At 75.2% G+C, this 22155-nt stretch carries 2 protein-coding genes and 2 pseudogenes; all 4 read left to right on the top strand.

Translation table 11 applies throughout. The features are described from left to right. Positions 1-5: 5 nt before the first annotated feature. Positions 6-4484, top strand: a pseudogene (locus CP973_RS41940) (amino acid adenylation domain-containing protein); the annotation flags it as partial. Next, a pseudogene (locus CP973_RS41935) lies at positions 4473-6827 on the top strand (non-ribosomal peptide synthetase); the annotation flags it as partial. The pseudogenes CP973_RS41940 and CP973_RS41935, both read left to right, overlap by 12 nt. After that, the gene (locus CP973_RS40125; protein WP_483025203.1) at positions 6822-21869 is read left to right on the top strand and encodes a non-ribosomal peptide synthase/polyketide synthase; all 15048 of its coding nucleotides are present in this window, start codon (positions 6822-6824) and stop codon (positions 21867-21869) included. The pseudogene CP973_RS41935 and the gene CP973_RS40125, both read left to right, overlap by 6 nt. Continuing rightward, positions 21866-22081: an MbtH family protein gene (locus tag CP973_RS22290; protein ID WP_150244242.1), complete on the top strand. Its 216-nt coding sequence runs from the start codon at positions 21866-21868 to the stop codon at positions 22079-22081. The genes CP973_RS40125 and CP973_RS22290 overlap by 4 nt, the downstream gene beginning before the upstream one ends. The last annotated feature ends 74 nt before the right edge of the window (positions 22082-22155 follow it).

Here is a 22155-nt window from a genome sequence, read left to right as displayed (position 1 = left end):
TCCCCGTGGACCACGCCCCTGGCAGCACCGCCCGAGACCTGCTGTTCGCGACGCTGGACGAGCTGTTCACCCGGCAGGCGGACCGGACACCCGGCGCGGTCGCCGTGGTGTGCGGGGACGTGGGGATGACGTACGAGGAGGTGGAGGCCGCAGCCAACCGGCTGGCCCGGGTCCTCCTCCGCCGCGGCGCCGGCCCGCGGCGGAAGGTGGCGCTGGCGCTGCCCCGCACCGCGGACCTGGTCGTGGCCGTCCTCGCGGTGCTCAAGTGCGGCGCGGCCTATGTGCCGGTGGACCCCGCGTACCCGGCCGAGCGCATCGCCTTGCTGCTGCGGGACACCGCGCCCGTCGTCGTACTGACGGCGCGTGAGGTCTGCGGCGGGCTGCCCGCCGAGGCCGGTCCGGGCGGTGTGCCCGTGGTCCTGCTCGACGACGACGCGACCCGGCTGCTGCTGGCCGACGCCTCGCCCTTGTCCCTCACCTCGGTCGACCGCGGCGGCTGGCCGGACCCGCACGACTGCGCGTACGTCATCCACACCTCGGGCTCCACGGGCACCCCCAAGGGCGTGGTGATCACCCACCGCAACGTCGTCCGCCTGCTCACCTCCACCGCCCACTGGTTCGGCTTCGGCCCGGACGACACCTGGACCCTCTTCCACTCCCACGCCTTCGACGTGTCGGTGTGGGAGCTCTTCGGCGCGCTCCTGAGCGGCGGCCGGCTGGTGGTCGTCCCGTACCGGGTCAGCCGCGCGCCCGCCGAGTTCCTGGCCCTGCTCGCCCGCGAGCGGGTCACCGTCCTGTCCCAGACGCCGACCGCCTTCGCCGCGCTGCTCGCCGCCGACCGGGAGCACCCCGGGCTGCTGCGGGACACCACGCTGCGGGCGGTCGTCCTCTGCGGCGAGGCGCTCGATCCCGCCCGGCTCGCCGAGTGGTACGCCCGGCACCCGGAGGACGCGCCGCGGATCGTCAACATGTACGGCACCACCGAGACCACCGTGCACGCCACCTACGCCGCCTACGGCCGCGACATCGCCCGGCCCGGCGCCGCGAGCGTCATCGGGGAAGCCATTCCCGACCTGGCGCTGTACGTCCTGGACGACCGGCTGGGGGAGGTGCCGCCCGGCGGGACGGGGGAACTGTACGTCGCGGGCGCGGGGCTGGCGCGCGGCTACCTGGGCCGTCCCGGGCTGACCGCCGAACGCTTCGTGGCCTGCCCGTCCGGCCCGCCCGGCGCGCGCATGTACCGCACCGGCGACCTGGTGCGGCGCGGGCCCGGCGGGCTGGAGTTCGTCGGCCGGGCCGACGACCAGGTCAAGATCCGCGGCTTCCGCATCGAACCGGGCGAGGTGGAAGCCGCGCTCGCGGCCCACCCGGACGTGGCGCAGGCGGCGGTGGCCGTCCACCGGGACGCGGACGGCGGCCCCGGCCTGGTCGGCTATGTCGTACCCCGCCCGGACCCCGCCCCCGCCGACCCCACGGGCGGGCGGACGCCGGGCACCGGCGAGGCGCTGGCGGTCTGGCAGCAGGTCTACGACGACCTGTACGCCGGGTCCGCGGACCGGCCCGTGGCCCTGGGCGAGGACTTCACGGGCTGGCGGAGCAGCGCCGACGGGCGGCCGATCCCGCCGGCGCAGATGCGCGAGTGGCGGGACGCCGCGGTGGGGCGGGTGCGGGCGCTGCGGCCGCGCCGGGTCCTGGAGATCGGCGTCGGTACCGGCCTCCTGCTGGCCGGGGTGGCCCCGTACTGCGAGAGCTACTGGGGCACCGACCTGTCCGCGGAGGCCGTCGACGGGCTGCGCGGCAAGCTGGCGGCGGACCCCGCCCTCGCCGCCCGCACCACGCTGACCTGCCAGGCCGCCCACGACACGCGGGGCCTGCCGGAGGGCGCGTTCGACGTCGTGGTGCTGAATTCCGTGGCGCAGTACTTCCCCGACACCGGCTACCTCCTCGCCGTCCTGCGCGGCGCCCTGGACCGCCTCGCGCCCGGCGGCGCCCTGTTCGTCGGCGACGTACGCGACCTCCGGCTGGCCCGTCGCTTCCACACCGCACTGCACCGGCAGCGCACCGGTGCGCGCGGCGCGGCCGACGACGCCGTGTCGGCCGCCGCGGTCCGGCGGAGCATGGCGGGCGACAAGGAACTGCTCGTCGCCCCCGCCTTCTTCACCGCCCTGGCCGACGGCGCCCTGCCCGGGGTGAGCGCGGTGGACATCCGCGTCAAACGCGGACGGTACCGCAACGAGCTGAGCCGGTACCGCTATGACCTGGTGCTGCGCAAGAGCCCGGTCCAGGTGGTCTCCCTCGCCGACGCGCCCCGCGTGCGGTGGGGGAGCGAGATGCCCGGCCTGCCGTCGCTGGTGCACCGGCTGCGTACCGGCCTGCCCGGCGCCCTGCGCGTGAGCCGCATCCCCAACGCGCGCTGGGCGGAGGCCGGCGCGGTCGGCGCCGCACCGGGCGCCGACCCGGACGACCTGTACGACCTGGCCGCCAGCGTGGGCTACCGCGCGCTGGTCACCTGGTCCGACGCGGAGGACGGCAGTCTGGACGCCGTGTTCCTGCCCGAGCCGGAGCGCGACGGTACGGCGCGGCGCACGGACGAGGACGCGGAACCCGTGGCGTACACCGACGTCCACCTCCCGCCGGTACGCGCCGGGGGCGACGCGCGGTCCCTGCGGGCGCTGACCAGCGAACCGGCCAGGCGCCGGGCCGCCGCCGCGCTGGGCGGCGCCGTCCGCAAGTCCGTCGCGGCCCGGTTGCCGCACTACATGGTCCCGTCCGCCGTCCTGGTCCTCGACGCGCTGCCGGTCACCGCCAACGGGAAGCTGGACCGGCAGGCCCTGCCCGCGCCCGACCGGGGCGCCGCCACGCTCCGCGACCCCGGCGCCCGCGCCCCGCGCGACGTCCGCGAGGAGATCCTGTGCGGCCTGTTCGCGGAAACCCTGAACCTCGCCGAGGTCGGCCCCGACCAGGACTTCTTCGACCTCGGCGGGCACTCGTTGCTGGCGACCGGACTGGTCAACCGGGTCCGCTCGGTCTTCGGTACGGAGCTGGGCCTGCGCGCGGTGTTCGAGACGCCGACCCCGGCGGGCCTGGCCGCGCGGGTGACCACCGCGGGCCACCGCCGGCCCGCGCCGACGGCCCGCGAGAGCCGCCCCGACCCGCTGCCGCTGTCCTTCGCGCAGCGCCGCCTGTGGTTCCTGCACCACCTGGAAGGACCGCGCTTCACCCATCACGTCCCGCTGACCCTCGACATCGCCGGCCCGCTCGACCGACGGGCACTGGCGGCCGCGCTGCGCGATCTCGTGGCGCGCCACGAGGTCCTGCGCACGGTTTTCCCGGACGACGGCGACGGGCCGTGCCAGTCCGTGCTGCCGCCGGACGCCGTACGGCTGGAGGTGTCGGTCACCAAGACCACTCGGGAAGCCCTGCCGGACCAGGTGCGGGATTTCGCGGGCCGGGGCTTCGACCTCGCGGCCGAACTCCCCGTGCGGGCCCGCCTGTTCGCGCTCGGCTCGGAGGAGCACCTGCTGTCCCTGACGCTGCATCACATCGCGGCGGACGGCTGGTCGCTGGGCCCCCTGTGGCGTGACCTCGCGCACGCCTACGGGCAGCGCGTCCAGGGACGCCCCCCGTACTGGGACCCGCTGCCCGTCCAGTACGCCGACTACACCCTGTGGCAGCGCGACCTGCTCGACGCCGACGACGGGACCGGCACCACCACGGCCGCCGCGCAACTCGCCTACTGGACGAAGAAGCTCGCCGGACTGCCGACACGGATCGCGCTGCCCTACGACCGGCCGCGCCCGCAGAACCCCACCGGACGCGGCGGAACCTGCTGCTTCCGGTGGGACGGCGCCCTCCTGGAGGCCGTACGCGACCTGGCGCGGGAGTGCGGCGCGACCGCGTCGATGGTGGTGCAGGCAGGGCTCGCCGCGCTGCTGACCCGGCTGGGCGCGGGCGGGGACATCCCGATCGGCGTCGCCGTCGCCGGCCGTACCGACGAGGCGCTGCACGACCTGGTCGGCTTCTTCGTCAACACGCTGGTACTGCGCGTGGACACCTCGGGCGCGCCGGACTTCCGTACCCTGCTCGCCCGCGTACGGGAAACCGGCCTGGAGGCGTACGCGCACCAGGACGTGCCCGTCGAGCGGGTCGTCGACGCGCTCCGCCCAGAGCGCCCGGACGACCGCCACCCGCTGTTCCAGACCCTGCTGGTCTGGCAGAACACGCCCGGTGCCGCGCCCGAGCTGACCGGGGTCACCACCGAGGCGCGGGAACTGCACACCGGCAGGCTCGTCACCGATCTGGAGATCAGCGTCACGGAGACACCCGGCCGCGTCGCGGGCGCCGACACGCTGACCGGGGCCGCCCACTTCAACGCCGACCTGTTCGACCGCGCCACCGTCGAGGAGTTCCTGGACGAGCTGCGGCGCCTGCTGACGGACGTGACCGCCGACCCGGACCGGCCGGTCGGCGGCCTGGACGCGCGGACGGCGGGGGAACGGGAGACGGCGTCGGCGGGCGGGCCCCGTACCGGCCCGGGACCCCACACGGGTCCGGGGGAGGCGGCCCGCACGGGTCCGGGGGAGGCGGCCCACACCGGTCCGGGGGAAGCGGCCCACACCGGTCCGGCGGACGAGCCGCCGCCCGAGCGGGCAGTCATCACTGAACCGGCACTTGCCACTGAACCGGTAGTCGCCACCGAGCCGACACTCGCCACCGAACCGGTAGTCACCACTGAGCCGGTAGTCACCACCGAGCCGGCACTCCTCACCCCCGACGAGTCGGCACTCACCACCGAGCCGGCATCCGCGCCCCTCCTCCCGGAGCTGTTCGCGGCCCGGGCGGCCCGTACGCCCGAAGCTCCGGCCCTGACCTTCCAGGACACCACCCTCACCTACGGCGAACTGGATGCCGCGGCCAACCGGCTGGCCCGGCTGCTCATCGCACGGGGCGCCGGGCCCGAGCGGTTCGTGGCGCTGGAACTGCCGCGCTCGGCCGACCTCGTCACCGCCGTGCTCGCGGTGCTGAAGACCGGCGCGGCCTACATCCCCCTGGAACCCGGCCAGCCCGCCGAACGCAACGACACAATCCTGCGCGATGCCCGCCCGGTGCTGCTGCTCACCACCCGCACATCGACGGCGGCACCCGCTGTCCCGTATCTGCCCTGGAACGGCCCGGAGTTCGCCGATGCCCTCCGCCGTTGCCCCGACACCCCCGTACGCGACCACGAGCGCATCCGACCGCTGCTCCCCGCCCACCCGGCGTACGTCATCCACACCTCCGGCTCCACCGGCGCGCCCAAGGGCGTCGTCGTCCCGCACCACGCCGTGGCCCGCCTGTTCACCGACGCGCCCGATCTCGACTTCCGCCCCGGCGATGTCACGCCGCTGCTCCATTCCCACACCTTCGACCTCTCGGTGTGGGAGATGTGGGGACCGCTGCTGCACGGCGCCCGCCTGGTCGTGGTGCCGTACGAGGAGAGCCGCGCACCGGCCGAGCTGCTGCGGCTGCTCGTACGCGAAGGTGTCACCCAGCTCCACCACACCCCGACGGCGTTCGAGCAGCTGACGCACGCGCTGCGGGAGAACCCCGGCCTCGCCGGGGAACTGGCTCTGCGACGCGTCGAGTTGGGAGCGGACGTCCTGCCCGCCCGTACCGCGCGCGAAGGCCGCGAGCTGCTGCCCGGCGCGCGCTTCGCACACGCCTACGGCCCCACCGAGACCACGGTGTTCGTGGTCGCCGGATTCCTCGACGGGCCCCTGCCGGACGGCCAGGCCCCGCCTCTCGGCCGGCCGTTGGGCGGCATTCGCGCGTACGTCCTGGACGACGCGCTGCGCCCGGTGCTGCCCGGCGTCGCGGCGGAGCTCTATGTCGCGGGTGCCGGGGTGACGCGCGGCTACCTGGGCCGGAGCGCGCTCACGGCGGAGCGGTTCGTGGCGTGTCCGTACGGGCCGCCGGGGGAGCGGATGTACCGGACCGGCGATGTGGTGCGGTGGCGGGACGACGGCCGGCTGGAGTTCGTGGGGCGGGCCGACGACCAGGTGAAGCTGCGGGGCTTCCGCATCGAGCCGGGCGAGGTGCGGGCCGCGCTGACCGCGCACCCGCAGGTCGGCGCGGCGGCGGTCGTCGTACGCGAGGACCGGCCAGGGGACCGGCGCCTGGTGGCGTACGTGACCCCCGCGGCGGGCCGGGCCGCCGACCCATGGGAGCTGCGCCGGTACGCCGCCGAACGGCTGCCGGAACACATGGTGCCCGCCACGGTCGTCGCCATGGACGCGCTGCCGCTGACCGACGCCGGCAAACTCGACCGCGCCCGCCTGCCGCTGCCCGACTACGCCGCCGCCTCCGCACGCCGCGCGCCCCGCGACGAGCGGGAGCGGACGCTGTGCCGCCTCTTCACCGAGGTGCTCGGCCTGGACGACGGCGCGGCGGGCGTGGACGACGGCTTCTTCGACCTCGGCGGCGACAGCATCACCGCGATCCAGCTGGTGAGCCGGGCCCGCCGGGACGGACTCGCCCTGACCCCGCGCGACGTCTTCCGCCACCCCACCGTCGAAGCCCTCGCCGCGCGGGCGGGGAGCGCGGCCGACGTACCCGGGGCGCCCACGGTTCCCGCAGTGCCCACCGGGCCATCCGGGCATGACAGCGGCCCGCTGCCCCTCACCCCGGTCATGCACGCCCTCCGGGAGACCGGCGGTCCGGTCGCGGGCTGCCATCAGTCGGTGCTGCTCCAAGTGCCCCCCGCCCTCGGCCTCAGCCATCTGGCGACCGCGCTGCGCACGGTGATCGACCACCACGACGCGCTGCGGCTGCGGCTGACCCGGGTGGGCGGCGTGGTCTGGACCCTGGACATCGCCCCGCCGGGCGCGGATACCGGTTCGGATTGCGGTCAGGATTCCGGTCTGGACTCCGGTTGTGGTTCCGGTCTGGACTCCGGTTCGGGCTCCGGCCCGGTTCCCGACCTGGACTTCGTCCACCGGGTGGACGCCACCGGCCTGGACGCCGCCGCGCTCGACGACGCCGTACGCCACCACCGGAACACCGCCCGGGACCGGCTGGACCCGGAGTCGGGCCGGGCCGCGGGCCTCGTCCAGGCCGTCTGGTTCGACGCCGGGCCCGACCGGCCGGGACGGCTGCTTCTGACGGTCCACCACCTCGCGGTGGACGGCGTGTCCTGGCGCGTGCTGCTGCCCGACCTGAAGGCCGCCTGGGAAGCCGCCACGGCCGGGCGCCCGCCCGCCCTCGAACCGGTGGGCACCTCGCTGCGCGCCTGGTCCCAAAGGCTCACCGCCCTGGCCGAACACCACGACCGCATCGCCGAACTCCCCCTGTGGGCCGACATGCTCGACACCTCCGAACCGCCCCTGGGCCAGGTTCCGTACGACGCCGCCCGCGACCTGTCCGGCACCGTACGGCAGCTGCGCGTGACCCTGCCGCCGGACCGGACGGCCGCGCTGCTCGGCCCGGTGCCCGCCGCCCTGCACGGCCGGACCGACGACATCCTGCTCACCGCCCTCGGCCTGGCCGTCGCCGACTGGCGCCGCCGCCGTACGGGCTGCCCGGACACCGCCGTCCTGCTCGACATCGAACGGCACGGCCGTGAGGACCCGGGGGGCGGGACGGAACCGGACACCGGCACGGAACCGGACACCGGTACGGGATCGGACACCGGTACGGGATCGGACACCGGCACGGAACCCGGCCCCGGTACGGCGGAAAGCGCCGACCTGGCGCGGACCGTCGGCTGGCTCACCAGCGTCCACCCCGTACGCCTGGACGCGGGCAGTGCCGACGCCGCCCGGCTGCGCTCCGACGGGTCCGCGCTCGACCGGGCCTACCGGCGCGTCAAGGAGCAGCTGCGCGCGGTCCCCGGCAACGGCATCGGCTACGGCCTGCTGCGCCACCTCAACCCGCAGACCGGTCCGGCGCTCGCCCGCGGCGCCCGCCCCCTGGTCGGCTACAACTACCTCGGCCGCCTCACCGGGAAGGCCGGGGACTGGGCACCGGTGCCCGGCTCCGGCGGCATCACCGGCGGAGCCGACCCCGCGCTGCCGGCCGCCCATTGTGTCCAGTTGGACGCGCTGGCGGAGGACGGGCCGGGCGGTCCGGTCCTGACGGCGGCCTGGTCCTGGCCCGGCGCCCTGTTCACCGAGGACGAGGTACGCGACCTTGCGGACACCTGGCTCGGCCTGCTCACCGCCTTCACGGACCGGACCACCGCGCCGGACGCCGACGGCCGCACCCCCGCCGACTTCCCCCTCGTCGCCCTCACCGAGGACGAGACCGCCCGGCTGACGCGCGACTGCCCCGGCCTGGCCGACGTCTGGCCCCTGACACCGCTCCAGGAAGGGCTGCTCTTCCACACGCTGTACGACGAGCAGACCCCCGACGTGTACACCAGCCAGCTCGCCGTGGACCTGCGCGGCGCCCTCGACCCGGCGGCGCTGCACGCGGCGGGGCAGGCCGTTCTGGAACGCCACCCCGCCCTCCGCGTCGCCTTCCGGCACGACGGCCTGCGCACGCCCGTACAGGTGGTGCCGCGACCGCGGGCGGCCGTCCTCCCATGGGCCGAACACGACCTCGCGAATCTGTCCGGAGAGGAACAGGCCGTCCGCGCGGCGCGCGTCGCGACCCGCGAACGCGCCGCCCGCTTCGACCCCGCCCACGGCCCGCTGCTGCGGCTCACCCTGCTCCGCCTCGGCCCCGGCCGCCACCGGCTGCTGCTGACGGTCCACCACCTGATCATGGACGGCTGGTCCGGGGCGCTGGTCCTGCGGGACCTGCTCGCCGTCCACGCGGCGGGCGGCGACCCCACGGGCCTGCCCGCCCCCGCCCCGTACCGGGACTACCTGCGCTGGCTCACCTCCCAGGACCGTACGACGTCCGAAGCCGCCTGGGGGCGGGCACTGTCCGGCGTGGACGGCCCGACCCTCGTGGCGGCCGGGCGCGCCGCCGACGGCACCGTGGAGCACCGGCGCGTCAGGGCCACCCTGTCCGCCGGCCTGACCGCGGACCTGCGCACGCTCGCCCGCCGTCACGGCCTGACGCTGAACACGGTGTTCCAAGGCGCCTGGGCCGTGGTGCTGCGCTGTCTGACCGGCCGGGACGACATCCTCTTCGGTGCCACGGTCGCCGGACGGCCCCCGGGGGTGCCGGGCGTCGAGGACATGGTCGGGATGTTCAACAACACCGTGCCGGTACGGGTACGGCTCGACGCCGCCAAGCCCCTCGCCCATATCCTGTCCCGCCTTCAGGACGAGCAGGCCGGACTGCTGCCCCACCAGTACCTCGGTCTCTCCGCACTGCACCGCCTCTGCGGCCACGACCAGCTCTTCGACACCCTCCTCGTCTTCGAGAACCTCCCCGCCGAGCCCGCCGAGCCCGCCGAGCCCGCCGAGCCCGCCGAGCCCGCCGGGATCGCTGGGGCCGCTGGGACCGCCGGGACCGCCGAACCGGCCGAGCCCGCCGAACCGGCCGGGACCGAGGGTCCGCTGCGCGCCACGGAACCCCGCATCACCAGCGGCACCCACTACCCGCTGAGCCTGTGCGTCCTCCCCGGCGAACGGCTGCGCCTCAAACTGGGCCACCGCCCCGACGTGTTCGACGCACACGCCGCCGGAGCCGTCCTGGACCGCCTGGTCCGCGTCCTGAAGGCGGCAGCCGGCGACCCGGACCGCCCCGTGGCCGACCTCCCGGTCCTCTCGCCCCCGGAACGCACCCGCGCCCTGCACACGTGGAGCTCCACCCCCGGCCCCGTCCCCGCACCGCGCACCTGGCCCGCCCTCTTCGAGGCCCAGGCGGCCCAGACCCCCGGCGCCACGGCGGTACGCAGCGCCGACACCGCGCTGACCTACGCCGAACTGGACGCGGCGGCCAACCGGCTGGCCCGCCTGCTCGTCCCGCACGGCGCGGGCCCCGAGCGGGCGGTGGCCCTCGCGCTGCCCCGTTCCGCCGAACTGATCGTCGCGCTGGTGGCCGTCCTGAAGTCCGGCGCCGCCTACGTCCCGCTCGACCCGTCCTACCCGGCCGAGCGCACGACCGCCCTGCTCCGCGACACCCGCCCGGCACTGGTGCTCACGGACAGCGCCACGGCCGGACTGCTGCCGCAGGGCCCCGAACCCCGGCTCGTACTGGACGATCCGGCCACCCGTGCCCAGCTCACCGGCCTTCCGACAACCGCCCTCCACGACGCCCAGCGGATCGCCCCCCTCAAACCGCGCCACCCCGCCTACGTCATCCACACCTCCGGCTCCACCGGTGAGCCCAAGGGCGTGCAGGTCACGCACGAAGGCGTCGCCGCGCTCGCCGCCACGCAGATCACCCGCCTGCGCACCGGCCCCGGCAGCGTCGTCCTGCTCTTCGCCTCGCTGAGCTTCGACGCCTCCGTGTCCGACCTGTGCACCGCCCTCCTCTCCGGAGCCGCCCTCGCCGTCGCACCCGCCGACACCCTTCTCGCCGGCCGGGAACTGGCCGACGCCGTCGCCCGGTTCGGCGTGACACACCTGAAGCTGCCGCCGAGCGTCCTGGCCGGGCTGCCGGCCGACGCGCTGCCCCCGGAGACCACGCTCGCGGTGGCGGGCGAGGCGTGTTCCGCCGGGCTGACGGCACGGTGGGCACCGGGCCGCCTGATGATCAACGTGTACGGGCCGACCGAGGCGACGGTGTGCGTGACGATGTCCGCGCCGCTGGCGGGCGACGGTGTGCCGCCGATCGGATCGCCGATCGCCGGCATGCGGGTGTATGTGCTGGACGCGGCGCTGCGGCCGGTGCCGACGCGGGTGACGGGGGAGTTGTACGTGGCGGGTGCCGGGTTGGCGCGGGGCTACTTGAACCGTCCGGGGTTGACGGCGGAGCGGTTCGTGGCGTGTCCGTATGGGGCGCCGGGGGAGCGGATGTACCGGACCGGTGATCTGGTGCGGTGGCGGGCGGATGGTCAGTTGGAGTTCGTCGGGCGGGCTGATGATCAGGTGAAGGTGCGGGGTTTTCGTATCGAGCCGGGGGAGATCGAGGCTGTCCTGACCGCTCACTCCGCCGTCGCCCGTGCCGCGGTCGTCGTACGTGAGGACCGGCCCGGGGACCGGCGCCTGGTGGCCTATGCGGTGCCCGCGGACGGGGCCACCCCGCTCCCCGCGGAACTGCGGCGATACCTGAGCGAGCGCCTGCCCGCCCACCTGCTGCCCTCCGCGGTCGTCGTGCTGGACGCGCTGCCCCTCACCCCCAACGGCAAGCTGGACGTGCGAGCGCTGCCGGAACCCGGGCGGACCGCCACGGGACGCGGCCCCCGCGACGCCCGCGAGGACATCCTGTGCGGCCTGTTCGCCGACGTGCTGGGCCTGCCCGAAGTGAGTGCCGACGACGACTTCTTCGACCTGGGCGGCCACTCCCTCCTCGCCACCCGGCTCGCCGGCCTGGCCCGCGCGGCGCTGGGCCGCGAGCTGACCATCCGCGCCCTGTTCGAGGCACGCACTCCGGCTGCGCTGGCCCGGCGCGTGGACGGCGCGGCGGCCGCCCGCCCCGCCGTCGTACGCGCCGAACGGCCCGCCCGGCCGCCCCTGTCGCACGGACAGCGGCGCCTGTGGTTCCTGCACCGGCTGGCGGGCCCGGGCGCGGGCTACAACGTGCCGCTGGTGCTGCGGCTGCACGGCGCGGTGGACACGGACGCGCTGGACGCGGCGCTGGGGGATGTGGTGGCGCGGCACGAGGTGCTGCGGACGGTGTACGCCGAGGGGGCGGACGGCGAGCCGTACCAGGTGGTGCGCGACCACGACGCGGGCCGGTCGTATCTGACGGTGACATCGAGCGGGGCCGCATCGCCCGAGGTGGAGAGGGCAGCGCGGTATGGATTCGATCTGGCGTCGGAGATTCCGTTCCGGGCCGAGTTGTTCGTGGGGGGTGGGGGCGAGTCGGTGTTGGTGGTGCTTGTGCATCACATTGCGGCGGATGGGTGGTCGCTGGGTCCGTTGTGGCGGGATGTGGTGGTGGCGTATGAGGCGCGGCGGGGTGGTGGTGCGCCGGAGTGGTGCCCGTTGCCGGTGCAGTACGCGGATTTCGCGCTGTGGCAGCGGGAACTGCCGGACAGGGGACAAGCGGAATTCTGGCGTGCCGAACTGGCCGCCTTGCCGGGCGAGTTGGTGCTTCCGTGTGTCCGTCCGCGTCCCGCCGCCCCCGATCACCGGGGTGCGATCGTGTCCTTCCGCTGGGACGCGGAGTTGCACGGCCGTGTGGTGGCGCTGGCCCGGGAGTGCGGGGCGAGTGTGTTCATGGTGGTGCAGGCTGCTTTGGCGGCGCTGTTGACCCGGCTGGGGGCGGGCACGGACATTCCGCTGGGCACCCCCGTGGCTGGCCGCGCCGACGCGGCCCTTGACGATGTGGTGGGTTTCTTCGTCAACACCCTCGTGCTGCGTACCGATACCTCCGGTGACCCGTCGTTCCGTGAGTTGCTGCGGCGGGTACGGGAGGCCGACCTGCGGGCGTACGCGCATCAGGACTTTCCCTTCGAGCGGCTGGTCGAGGCGCTGAACCCGGACCGCTCCGCCGACCGCAACCCGCTCTTCAACGTCGCCCTCACGATGAACAACACGGCCGACACCGGATACGGCCTGCCCGGCGTCGAGGCCGAGGAGATGCACGTCTCCACCGGCACCGCGAAGGTGGACCTCACCTTCGCCGTACGCGAGCGCCGGGGCGCGGGGCGGGCGCCGGGCGGGCTCGAAGGCGAGGCGGAGTTCCGTACGGACCTGTTCGACGCGGCCACCGTCGAGATCCTGCTCGCGCGCCTGCGCAGGTTGCTCGAAGCGGCCGTCGCGGCCCCGGGGCGCGCCATCGGCGACCTGGAGATCCTGACCTCCGCCGAGCGGCACGCGCTGCTGGAGACCGTGAACGCCACGTCCCGCGCGCTGCCCGCCGCGACGCTGCCCGGCCTTTTCGAGGCGCAGGTGGCCCGTACTCCCGACGCGGTGGCCCTCGACTCCCCGGACGCCCGGCTCGCCTACGCCGAACTGAACGCCCGCGCCAACCGCCTGGCCCGGCTGCTGGCCGGCCGGGGCGTCGGCCCGGAAGGCGTGGTGGCGCTGGCGCTGCCGCGCTCCGCAGGACTGATCACGGCCATGCTCGCCGTCCTGAAGACCGGCGCCGCCTACCTCCCCGTCGACCCCGATCACCCGGCCGCGCGCATCACCTACCTCCTCCGTGACGCGTCCTCCGTGCTCCTGGTCACCGACGAGGCGACCGGCGGCACGCTGCCGGACACGGCCGTGCCCCGCCTCCTCCTGGACGCGAGCGACACGGAACGCGCCCTCGCGGCCCTGCCGGACACCGACCTCACCGACGCCGACCGCAGGGCCCCGGCACTCCCCGACGGCCCCGCGTACGTGATCCACACCTCCGGGTCCTCCGGCACCCCGAAGGGCGTGGTGGTCTCGCACAGAGGCATCGCCTCCCTCGCCGCGACCCTGCGCGAGCGCTTCGACCTCGGCGTGGACAGCCGAGTGCTGTACTCCGCCTCACCAGGCTTCGACGCGTCGTTCTGGAACCTGTGCATGGCCCTGCTGACGGGCGCCCGTCTCGTCGTCGTACCCGCGGACCGCCTGCTGCCGGGCCCGCCGCTCGCCGGGACCGTGACCGCGTACGGCGTCACACATCTGACCGTGCCGCCCTCGTCTCTCGCGGCGCTCGCCCCCGGAAGCCTGCCCGAAGGCATCACCCTCGTGGCGGCGGGAGAGTCCTGCCCCGCCGAACTGGTGGCGCGCTGGTCGCCCGGCCGCCGCATGATCAACGCGTACGGACCGACCGAGACCACGGTCTGCGCGACCATGTCCGGGCCGCTGACGGACGGCGGCGTACCGCCGATCGGGACTCCGGTCGCCAACACGCGGGTGTATGCGCTGGATATGGGGCTGTGGCCGGTGCCGCCGGGTGTGACGGGGGAGTTGTACGTGGCGGGTGCCGGGTTGGCGCGGGGCTACTTGAACCGTCCGGGGTTGACGGCGGAGCGGTTCGTGGCGTGTCCGTACGGGGGGCCGGGGGAGCGGATGTACCGCACCGGTGATCTGGTGCGGTGGCGGGCGGATGGTCAGTTGGAGTTCGTCGGGCGGGCCGATGATCAGGTGAAGGTGCGGGGTTTTCGTATCGAGCCGGGGGAGATCGAGGCCGTCCTGACCGCTCACTCCGCCGTCGCCCGTGCCGCGGTCGTCGTACGTGAGGACCGGCCCGGGGACCGGCGCCTGGTGGCCTACGCGGTGCCCGCGGACGGGGCCATCAGGCATGCGGAGAACAGCGGCTCCGACCTCGCCCCCGCGGACGTACGGGATTTCCTCCGCGCCCGGCTGCCCGGCCACCTGATCCCGGCCGCGGTGGTGTTCCTGGACGCCCTGCCGCTGACGGCCAACGGAAAACTGGACCGCCACGCGCTGCCCGCGCCGGACATCGACGGACGGCCCGTCGGCCGCGCCCCCCGCAGCCCCGAGGAAGAGGTGCTGTGCGGCCTGTTCGCCGAGGTGCTGGGCGTGGCCGGGGCCGGCCCCGAGGACGGCTTCTTCGCGCTCGGCGGTCACTCGCTGCTGGCCACCCGGCTGGTCAACCGGGTCCGCGCCGTACTGGGCGCGGAACTCGAACTCCGCGCCGTCTTCGAGACGCCCACCCCCGCCGCCCTGGCCGCCCGCCTCGGCACCACGGCCCGGACCCGCCCCGCGCCGCTCCGCCCGCGGCCCCGCCCCGGCCGGGTGCCCCTGTCGTCCGGGCAGCGGCGCCTCTGGACGCTGCACCGCATGACCGGGCCGGGCGCGGCGTACAACGTGCCGCTGGTGTTGCGGCTGCGCGGCACCGTGGACGCCGACGCGCTGGACGCGGCGCTGGGGGATGTGGTGGCGCGGCACGAGGTGCTGCGGACGGTGTACGCCGAGGGGGCGGACGGCGAGCCGTACCAGGTGGTGCGCCCGGCGGACGGCCCCTTCCTCGTGCGGACACCGGCGGCGGACTGGACCGCCGACGCGATGACGGCCGCGGTGCGCCGCGCGACACGGCATCGGTTCGATCTGGCGTCGGAGATTCCGTTCCGGGCCGAGTTGTTCGTGGGGGGTGGGGGCGAGTCGGTGTTGGTGGTGCTTGTGCATCACATCGCGGCGGATGGGTGGTCGCTGGGTCCGTTGTGGCGGGATGTGGTGGTGGCGTATGAGGCGCGGCGGGGTGGTGGTGTGCCGGAGTGGCGCCCGTTGCCGGTGCAGTACGCGGATTTCGCGCTGTGGCAGCGAGAACTGCCGGACAGGGGACAAGCGGAATTCTGGTCCGCCGAACTGGCCGACTTGCCGGGCGAGTTGGTGCTTCCGTGTGACCGTCCGCGTCCCGCCACCCCCGATCACCGGGGCGCGATCGTGTCCTTCCGCTGGGACGCGGAGTTGCACGGCCGCGTGGTGGCGCTGGCCCGGGAGTGCGGGGCGAGTGTGTTCATGGTGGTGCAGGCCGCGTTGGCGGCGCTGTTGACCCGGCTGGGGGCGGGTACCGACATTCCGCTGGGCACCCCCGTGGCTGGCCGCGCCGACGCGGCCCTTGACGAGGTGGTGGGCTTCTTCGTCAACACCCTCGTCCTGCGTACCGATACCTCCGGTGACCCGTCGTTCCGTGAGTTGCTGCGGCGGGTACGGGAGGCCGACCTGCGGGCGTACGCGCATCAGGACCTTCCCTTCGAGCGGCTGGTCGAGGCGCTGAACCCGGACCGCTCCGCCGACCGCAACCCGCTCTTCAACGTCGCGCTGGCCGTGGACACGCCCTCCGGAGGCCTGCTGTCCCTGCCGGGCGTCACGGTCGAGCAGGAAGAGGCACACACCGGCACCGCCAAGTTCGACCTGTCCTTCCGGCTCACCGAGCGCCGGGCGCCGGGCGGCGAGCCCGCCGGGGTGGACGGGTCGGTCGAGTTCGCCGCCGCGCTGTTCGACCGAGGTACCGCCGAGAGTCTGGCCGTACGGCTGCGGCGGCTCCTGGAAGCGGCCGTCGCGCGGCCCGGGCACCCCATCGGGCAGGCGGACATCCTCTCTCCGGGGGAGCGCCGTCTGCTGCTGAACCGGTGGAGCGGTCCGGCGCAGGGGCTGCCGACGGGCCTGCTGCCCGCGCTCTTCGAGGGGTGGGCCGTCCGGGGGCCCGACGCGCCCGCCGTCGTGGAGGGGACGCGGTCGGTGACGTACGCGGAGGTGAACGCCGACGCCAACCGCCTCGCCCACCTCCTGATCGCCCGCGGCGCGGGGCCCGAGCGGATCGTCGCGCTCTGCCTGCCCCGGTCCGCCGCGGCCGTCCGGGCCGCGCTCGCCGTGGCCAAGACCGGCGCCGCCCACCTCCCCGTCGATCCCGCACTGCCCCAGGAGCGCATCGCGTACCTGCTGCGCGACGCCGCGCCCGTCCTCGTCGTGACGACCGCCGACGCCGCCCGCGCACTGCCGCCGGACGGTCCGCCGTGCGTGGTCCTGGACGCCGGGGACACGGCCGGCCTGCTCCCCGGGCAGCCGGACCACAACCCCACCGACGCCGACCGGCTCGCGCCCCTCAGGCCGTCACACCCGGCGTACGTCATCCACACCTCCGGCTCCACCGGCGCGCCCAAGGGCGTCGCGGTGACCCACACCGGCGTCCACGCCCTCGCCGCCGCCCAGGTGGCCCGCTTCGGGCTGCGCCCCGGCAGCCGGGTGCTCCAGTTCGCCTCGCCCAGCTTCGACGCCTCCGTGATGGAGACGCTGATGGCCTTCGCCTCGGGCGCCACGCTGGTCGTGCCGCCGGCCGGGCCGCTGGCCGGGGACGCGCTCGCCGGCTTCCTGGCCGACGAGCGGATCAGCCACTGCCTGATCCCGCCGACGGTGCTGTCCGGCGTTCCGCAGGCGGCGCTGCCGGACCTGGAGACGCTGGTCATCGGCGGTGAGGCGGGCACCGCCGCGCTGGTGGCCCGCTGGTCGCCGGGGCGTCGCATGATCAACGCGTACGGGCCGACCGAGGCGACCATCTGCGTCACGCTCAGCGAACCCCTGCACGGCGCCGGGACCCCGCCGATCGGCGCGCCCGTCACCCACAGCCGGGTGTACGTGCTGGACGTGGGGCTGCGGCCGGTGCCGCCGGGTGTGACGGGGGAGTTGTATGTGGCGGGTGCCGGGTTGGCGCGGGGGTATGTGGGGCGTCCGGGGTTGACGGCGGAGCGGTTCGTGGCGTGTCCGTACGGGACGCCGGGGGAGCGGATGTACCGGACCGGTGACTTGGTGCGGTGGCGGGCGGACGGGCAGTTGGAGTTCGTCGGGCGGGCCGATGACCAGGTGAAGCTGCGGGGTTTCCGTATCGAGCCGGGGGAGATCGAAGCCGTCCTGACCGCCCACCCCGCCGTCGCCCGCGCCGCGGCCGCCGTCCGTACCGACGCGTCGGGCACCGCACGGCTCGTCGGCTACGTGGTCGCCGCACCGGAAGCCGCCGCCCCCGCACCGGGCGCCGTACGGGAGTTCCTGCGCGCCCGGCTGCCGGAGCACATGGTCCCGGCCGCCGTCGTCACACTGGACGCGCTGCCCACGACGGTCGGCGGCAAGCTCGACCGGCGTGCCCTGCCCGACCCCGGATTCACCCCGTCGACGGCCGGCCGCGCGCCCCGTACGCCCGAGGAAGAGGTGCTGTGCGGCCTGTTCGCCGAGGTGCTGCGGCTGCCCTCGGTCGGGGTGGACGACAGTTTCTTCGACCTCGGCGGCGACTCCCTGCTGGCCACCAGGCTGGCCGCCCGCATCCGTACCGTCCTGGGCACCGAACTCGACCTGCGGGCCCTGTTCACCGCACCGACCGTCGCCGCTACGGCCGGACGGCTGCGCACCGCCCGGCGGCCCCGGCCCGCGCTCCGCCCCGCCGCCCGGCCGGACCCGGTGCCGCTGTCCCACGCCCAGCGCAGCCTGTGGTTCCTGCACCGCCTGGAAGGACCGAGCGCCACCTACAACGTCCCGCTGGCCATGCGGCTGACCGGCGCCCTGGACGCCCCGGCGCTGTGCGCCGCGCTGGTGGACGTCATGGACCGGCACGAGGTGCTGCGCACGGTCCTGCCCGAGACCGACGGCGTACCCCGGCAGATGGTGCTCGGCCGGGACGCCGCGCACGCCGCCGTCACCCGCACCGACCTGACCGGCGCCGGCCAGGACGAGGTGAGCGCGCGCGTCCGCGCCGCCGCCCGCCGGGCCGTCGACCTGACCCGCGAACTCCCGCTGCGCGCCGAACTCCTCGTCCTCGGCCCGGAGGAACACCTGCTGCTCTTCGTCGTGCACCACATCGCCGCCGACGGTTGGTCCTTCGGCCCCCTGTGGCGCGACCTGGCCCACGCCTACACCGAACGCCGCGCGGGCCGCACCCCCGACCTGCCGCCCCCGCCCGTCCAGTACGCCGACTACGCCCTCTGGCAGCACGAACTCCTCGGCGACCCGGACGACCCGGACAGCCTCCTCGCCGAACAGCTCAGGTACTGGACCGCGCACCTGCGCGACCTGCCCGACCAGCTGACGCTGCCCACCGACCGGCCGCGCCCGGCCCGGCCCGGCGGCCGCGGCGCGTGTCTGACCTTCTCCTGGGACGCGGCCGCGCACCAGCGGCTTGCCGCGCTCGCCCGGGACTGCGGGGCGAGCGTGTTCATGGTCGTACAGGCCGCGCTGGCCGCCCTGTTCACCCGGCTGGGCGCCGGTACGGACATCCCCCTCGGCACCCCCGCCGCCGGACGGACCGACGAAGCGCTGGACGAGGTGGTCGGCTTCTTCGTCAACACCCTCGTCCTGCGCACCGACACCTCCGGCGACCCCACCTTCCGCGAGCTCATCGAACGCGTACGGGACGTCGACCTCGCCGCCCACGCCCACCAGGACGTCCCCTTCGAACGCCTCGTGGAAGCCCTCAACCCGCCCCGTACGGCCGCCCGCCACCCGCTCGTCCAGACGCTGCTGACCTGGCAGTCCGCCGCCGGCCGCGACCTGGAACTGCCCGGTCTGACCGTCACCCCGGTGCCCGTCGGCACCGGCACGGCCCGGCTCGACATGGAGATCAACGCCACCGAACACCGCGCGCCCGACGGAACCCCCGCCGGCGTCGGGGCCACGGTCGAGTTCAGCAGCGACCTCTTCGACCGGCCCACCGTCGAGGCGTTCGTGGCGCGGCTGCTCCGTATCGCCGACGCCGCGACGGCCGACCCCGGACAGCGCATCAGCCAGGCCGACATCCTCTCCCGCCAGGAACGCCGCACCCTGCGGGAACGGAACGACACCGCGCACGGCGTCCCCGACACCGTCCTCCCGCGCCTCTTCGAGGACCGGGCGGCCACCTGTCCCGACGCCCCCGCCCTGTACTACGCCGACCTGACCCTCACCTACACGGAACTCAACACCGCCGCCAACCGCCTCGCCCGCCTGCTCGCCGCCCGCGGGGCCGGGCCCGAGAGCGTCGTCGCGCTGGCCCTGCCCCGTACGCCCGCCATGGTCACCGCCGTCCTCGCCGTCCTCAAGGCCGGCGCCGCCTACCTCTTCCTGGACCCGGACTACCCCGCCGAGCGCCTGGCCTTCATGCTCGGCGACACCCGGCCCGTCCTGCTGGTCACCGACCGGGCCACCGCGCCGGCCCTGCCCGCCACGGACGTCCCCCGCCTCGTCCTGGACGCGGACACCACGGACGAGGCGCTGCGCACCCTGCCGGACACCGACCTCACCGATGCCGACCGGCGCGTCCCCCTCAGGCCGCTGCACCCCGCCTACGTCCTCTACACCTCCGGCTCCACCGGCACCCCCAAGGGCGTCGTCGGCCTGCACCGGGGATGCGTCAACCGGCTTCTGTGGTGCTCCCGCACCTATCCCTGGCACGCCGGGCAGCCGGTGCTCGCCAAGACCACCCTGAGCTTCATCGACGGCACCACCGAACTGCTGGGCGCCCTGCTGCACGGCGCTCCGGTCGTCCTCGCCGACTCCCTCACCGCCCGCAGCCCGGCGGACCTGGCGGCCCTCGTCGCCCGGCACCGCGCCACCCGCATCACCGTCGTGCCCAGCCTGCTGGCCGCCCTCCTCGACGGCGACACCGGCCTGCTGTCGACCTGCACCCTGTGGGTGACCAGCGGCGAAGCCCTGCCGCCCGCCCTCTCCCAGCGGTTCGCCGACGCCCTCCCGCACGCCCGGCTGGTCAACTTCTACGGTGCCTCCGAAGCCAGCGGCGACAGCCTGCACGCCGTCGCCGACGGACCCGACGTGGCCGCCGGAACACCCATCTGGAACACCCACGTCCACGTCCTGGACGCCGCACTGCGCCCGGTGCCGCCCGGCGTACCCGGCGAGATCCACCTCACCGGCACCGGCCTGGCCCGCGGCTACCTGCACCGCCCCGCCCTCACCGCCGAACGCTTCGTGGCCGACCCGTACGGCGCGCCCGGCGAGCGCATGTACCGCACCGGCGACCTGGGACGGCAGCGCCCCGACGGCGTCGTGGAGTACCTCGGCCGGGTGGACGACCAGGTGAAGATCCACGGCGTACGGATCGAACTCGGCGAGGTGCAGGCCGCGCTGCTCGCCCACCCGGACGTGGACCGCGCCGCCGTGGCGGTCCGCGAGGACACCCCCGGCCGCAGGCAGCTCGTCGGGTACGCCGTCCCCGCGCCCGGCACCGAACCGGACCCCGCGCGGCTGCGCCGGTTCCTGCGCGAGCGGCTGCCCCGCTTCATGGTCCCCGCCGCCGTGGTCCTCCTGGACACACTGCCCCTGACCGCCAACGGCAAGCTGGACCGGCGCGCGCTGCCCGCCCCCGGCTTCAGCGCCCCGGAGGGCGGCCGGGCACCCGGCACCCCGCCCGAGGAACTGATGGGCGCGCTCTTCGCCGAAATCCTCGGCCTGCCCGCGGTGGGCGCCGACGACGGCTTCTTCGACCTCGGCGGCGACTCGCTGCTGGCGGCCCGCCTCATCAGCCGCGTCCGTACGGTCTTCGGCGCCGACCCCGGGATCCGCGCCCTGTTCGAGACGCAGACGCCCGCCGGGCTCGTACGGACCCTGCACGAAGCGTCCACCACGACGGCGGACGCCCTGGACGTCCTGCTGCCGCTGCGCCCGCACGGCAGCCGCCCGCCGCTGTTCTGCGTCCACCCCGCCTCCGGCATCAGCTGGCCGTACGCCGGACTGCTGCGCCACCTCCACGACCGCCCGGTCCTCGGCCTCCAGGCACGAGGCCTGACCGAACCCGGCGCCCGCCCCGCCACCATCGACGCCATGGCCGCCGACTACCTCGACCGCATCCGCACCGTCCAGCCGAACGGCCCCTACCACCTGCTCGGCTGGTCCTTCGGCGGCGCCGTCGCCCACGCGATGGCCACCCGCCTCCAGCAACAGGGCGAAGAAGTGGCGCTCTTGGCCCTCCTGGACACCGCGCCCCTCCAGGTCGACCCCGACCGCGTCCTGCCCCGCCACACCGCACGCGACGTGGCCTACCTGTTCGCCGACGCCGTCAGCCCCGGCGCCGCCCACCGCGGCCTCGACCCCGCCCGGGCCGCGGAACTCCTCCGCGGACAGGGCAGCGCGCTGGCCGCCCTGCTGGAGGAACCCCTCGTCACGGCCGTGGCACAGACCCTGACCGACAACACCCGCCTGCGCTGGTACACCTTCCGGCCCGCCGTCTACGAGGGCGACCTGCTGCTGTTCAAGGCGGAACCCGAACGCGGCGAAGCGCCCTGGCCGGCGGAGGCGTGGCAGCCGTACGTCTCCGGCACCGTCCACACCCACGACGCGCGGTGCGAACACGGCCACATGATGCAGCCGCACGCCCTGGACCGCATCGGCCCGGTCCTCGCCGCCGCACTGGCCGGCACGACACCCCCGTACGAACCCGTCCCGCCGACACCTCCCAGGAGCCGGACATGACCAACCCGTTCGAAGACCCGGACGCCTCCTACCTCGTCCTCGTCAACGACGAGCTCCAGTACTCCCTGTGGCCCGCGGCCGCCGAACTCCCCGGCGGCTGGACCGTCGTCCACGGCGAGGACACGCGCCAGGGCTGCCTGGACCACGTCTCGGAACGCTGGACGGACATGCGGCCGAAATCCCTGGTGGAGGCGATGGAGGGGGACACCTGACCGAAAATCGCCGGAAGCGGGCCGCGGCGACCGCGGCACGAGAGCCGGACCCGCCGCTTCCGGTGAAGACGGCG

The organism is Streptomyces albofaciens JCM 4342, assembly GCF_008634025.1.
Taxonomy (GTDB): domain Bacteria; phylum Actinomycetota; class Actinomycetes; order Streptomycetales; family Streptomycetaceae; genus Streptomyces; species Streptomyces albofaciens.
Note: the sequence above shows the minus strand (reverse complement) of the source record. Positions and strands in the feature narration are given on the sequence as shown.

What these genes read in the sequence shown, in the direction of transcription:
- CP973_RS22290 (WP_150244242.1), top strand. Translation starts at nt 21,866, where the DNA reads ATGACCAACCCGTTCGAAGACCCGGACGCCTCCTACCTCGTCCTCGTC.